This window comes from Corynebacterium sp. HMSC072G08, assembly GCF_001809185.1.
Taxonomy (GTDB): domain Bacteria; phylum Actinomycetota; class Actinomycetes; order Mycobacteriales; family Mycobacteriaceae; genus Corynebacterium; species Corynebacterium phoceense.
Map to the genome: position 1 here is coordinate 1 of NZ_KV796380.1, position 2,717 is coordinate 2,717.

The 2,717-nt window shown below is 62.7% G+C and carries 4 protein-coding genes; all 4 read right to left on the reverse strand.

Translation table 11 applies throughout. From position 1 onward, the window contains the following. Positions 1 to 59: 59 nt before the first annotated feature. On the reverse strand, positions 60 to 422 hold the full coding sequence (locus tag HMPREF2559_RS00650) for a DoxX family protein (RefSeq protein WP_005292602.1): 363 nt from the start codon (positions 420 to 422) through the stop codon (positions 60 to 62). Then, positions 419 to 994: a TetR/AcrR family transcriptional regulator gene (locus tag HMPREF2559_RS00655; RefSeq protein ID WP_005292598.1), complete on the reverse strand. Its 576-nt coding sequence runs from the start codon at positions 992 to 994 to the stop codon at positions 419 to 421. The genes HMPREF2559_RS00650 and HMPREF2559_RS00655 overlap by 4 nt, the downstream gene beginning before the upstream one ends. A 62-nt stretch (positions 995 to 1,056) precedes the next feature. After that, a complete protein-coding gene (locus HMPREF2559_RS00660; protein ID WP_005292595.1) occupies positions 1,057 to 1,446 on the reverse strand; it encodes an NUDIX hydrolase in 390 nt (129 codons plus the stop codon). Positions 1,447 to 1,466: 20 nt separating this feature from the next. Next, positions 1,467 to 2,651: an Nramp family divalent metal transporter gene (locus HMPREF2559_RS00665; protein ID WP_011272788.1), complete on the reverse strand. Its 1,185-nt coding sequence runs from the start codon at positions 2,649 to 2,651 to the stop codon at positions 1,467 to 1,469. Positions 2,652 to 2,717: the final 66 nt, after the last annotated feature.

A 2,717-nucleotide genomic window follows, 5' to 3' on the forward strand; every position in this document is an offset into this window, starting at 1 on the left:
ATTCAAGAGGTGCAATGATGTATCTGCCTTCAGGAAGCCGTGAAAGGTTGACTGGTGTCTTAATTCAGTGCGAGCGTCAGGATCAGTACTCCGATGGAGAATGCGAGCATGCCTAAGCAGTTGATCCAGAATGCGCTACCGAGGAAGTGGGCGCGGACATGGGCTGCTGCGGCCGCGCAGAAATAGGCGATGACTCCAATCATGGCTGTGATTCCTACGCCGGGGAACCAGAGGCCGGCAATGAGTCCTACGGCGGCGAGGCACTTGATGACAATGAGCGCCCACCACCAGTCCTTGGGGAGTTTGACGCCGCTGAGGCAGGCTTCGATGAAGGGGACTGGTTTGAGGGAGAGGGCGGCGTCGCCAAGCAGAATGGCTGCTAGTAGAAGGGAGGGCCAGGCTGGGGAAGATTCTAGGATCATTGGGTTACTCCGAATGCGGTGTTGAGGCGTTCGATCGATGAGGCGGCTTGGGATGTGAGGTGCTCGGTGTCGTAGATTCCGGCGGCCCAGCCGATGAGTAAGCCGAGGTAGACGTTGTACAGCAGGTCGGCGTACTCGGCCGCATCGGCGCTGCTGAGCCTGGTGCCGAGTCGCAGGGTGATTTCATCGGTCAGGAGCGTTTTGAGTGCGGTGAGCGCTTCGCCTTGATTGCCTTGTTGGATGAGTGCTGCGCCAAAGGCGCGGGAGAGCTCTTCGTGGCCGGTAAACATCTGGAGGAAAGGTCTCAGGACATCGAGAAGGCTATCGGATTGTCCCCGGATGTCATCGTGGAGTTCTGAAATGTGTTGGCCAATGGTGCGGATGAGCAGCGTTTGTTTGTCGCCGACTCCCATGACGGTTCCCACGCTAACGCCAGCTTCGGATGCGATAGTCCGGATGCTGGTGGTGGCGTAGCCCTGAGTGAGGAAGAGTTCGTAGGCGGTGGCTAGGACCTTGCTGACGGTGCCAGCTTTGGCGGCCGAGCGCGATGAGTGAACGTGTTCAGTGAACATGTTCAAAAGGGTAGCTCTTGATGGTTTCGAGGTCAATGACGCCGAAGTGTTGACAGTTGACGCTAGGCCAGCGTGGGGAAGACGCGGTCGCGCAGCAGGTGTGCAAGCTCGCGGTCGGGGGCTGCTGGGTTGACCCAGGCGGTGTCGCCGATTTCGGCGGCGGCATGGGGTTCGTCGGCGGTGACGGTGCGGGTGTAGGTGAAGATGGTGCCGACGACGACCTCGCCCGGTTCGTTGGCGGCGGGAGCGTCGAAGGTGCCGAGTTTGTTGAGGCTCTCGGCGTCGAGGGTGAGGCCTACTTCTTCGGCAACTTCGCGCAGGGCGGCGTCGACAAGCGCCTCGCCCGCCTCGGGCTTGCCGCCGGGCAGTTGGTACTTGGTGGAGGACTTCTTGCGCACGGTAAGCACGTGGCCTTGTGGGTTGCGGATGACGACGGCTGCTACTTCAATCATGGCTGCTGATTGTAGGCGGCCTAGAGCAGCGGCAGGAGCACGAGGGCGAGATTGAGTGCGATGACCAGCGCGGCAAGCGTCCAGCCCACGGCCATAGACCAGGGTTTCGCGGCGAACTCACCCATGACGTCCCGGGAGCCGGCATAGCGGAAAAGCGGGATGATGGCGAAGGGGATGCCCAGGGAAAGAAGTGCCTGGCTGACCACCAGTGCCATAGTGGGGTCGACCCCGCAGCCGATGATGACCAGCGCCGGGATGAGCGTGACCAGGCGGCGGACTAGTAGGGGGACCTTGATGTGAAGCAGGCCGTCCATGATTTCGGAGCCGGCGTAGGCGCCCACTGACGTCGAGGCGAGGCCGCTGGCCAGCAGGCCGATGGCGAAGAGAACGCCGGCCAGCGGGCCGAGGTGGCTGGCAATCGCCGTGTGGGCCCCGGAGATGGTCTCTGTGCCGTCCACGCCGTAGAGGGCCGAGCCCGCCAGGACCAGCAGGCCCACGTTGACGAGCCCGGCGATGGACAGCGCCACGGCGATGTCCGCGCGGGTGCCGGCCAGTACGTGGGGGATTTCCAGGTCGGGGTAGCGCTGCTTGGTCAGGGAGGAGTGTAGGTAAATGGCGTGCGGCATGACGGTGGCGCCCAACATGGAGGCGGCCAGCAGGATGCTGTCCTTGCCCTCTAGGCGGGGGATGAGGCCGCCGGCCACGTCGGCGGGGTCGGGCGGGGCGATGGCGAGGCCGGCAAGGAAGCCGATGCAGATGACCAGGAGCAGGCCGATGACAAGCCCCTCGAACCACTGGTTCTTCTTCTGGAAGATGAGGAGAATGATGGAGACCGCGCCGATGATGAGCGCGCCCGCGAACAGGGGGAGGTTGAAGAGGAGTTGCAGGGCAATGGCGCCGCCGATGACTTCGGCGAGGTCGGTGGCCGCGGCGATGAGCTCGGCCTGGGCCCACATGCCTAGGCGCGCGCGGCGGGAGAGACGCTCGCCCATGATTTCCGGCAGGGAGCGGTGGGTGACTAGGCCCAGTTTGGCGGAGTGGTACTGGATGAACATGGCCATGAGGTTGGCCACGACGAGTACCCACACCAGGAGGTAGCCGTAGTGGGAGCCGGCGCTGATGTTGGCGGCTACGTTGCCGGGGTCGACGTAAGCCACTGCAGCAACGAAGGCGGGGCCGGTGAGGCTGATTAAGGTCTTACGCATAGGCATCTCCATACCAAAAGTTCAACTACTTGAAGTCTAGTTTTCATCGCCATATGTTCAAGCCAG

Excerpts from the sequence above, each read along its gene's own strand:
- HMPREF2559_RS00655 (WP_005292598.1), bottom strand. The coding sequence starts at position 994 with ATGTTCACTGAACACGTTCACTCATCGCGCTCGGCCGCCAAAGCTGGC.
- HMPREF2559_RS00665 (WP_011272788.1), bottom strand. The coding sequence starts at position 2,651 with ATGCGTAAGACCTTAATCAGCCTCACCGGCCCCGCCTTCGTTGCTGCA.
- HMPREF2559_RS00660 (WP_005292595.1), bottom strand. The coding sequence starts at position 1,446 with ATGATTGAAGTAGCAGCCGTCGTCATCCGCAACCCACAAGGCCACGTG.
- HMPREF2559_RS00650 (WP_005292602.1), bottom strand. The coding sequence starts at position 422 with ATGATCCTAGAATCTTCCCCAGCCTGGCCCTCCCTTCTACTAGCAGCC.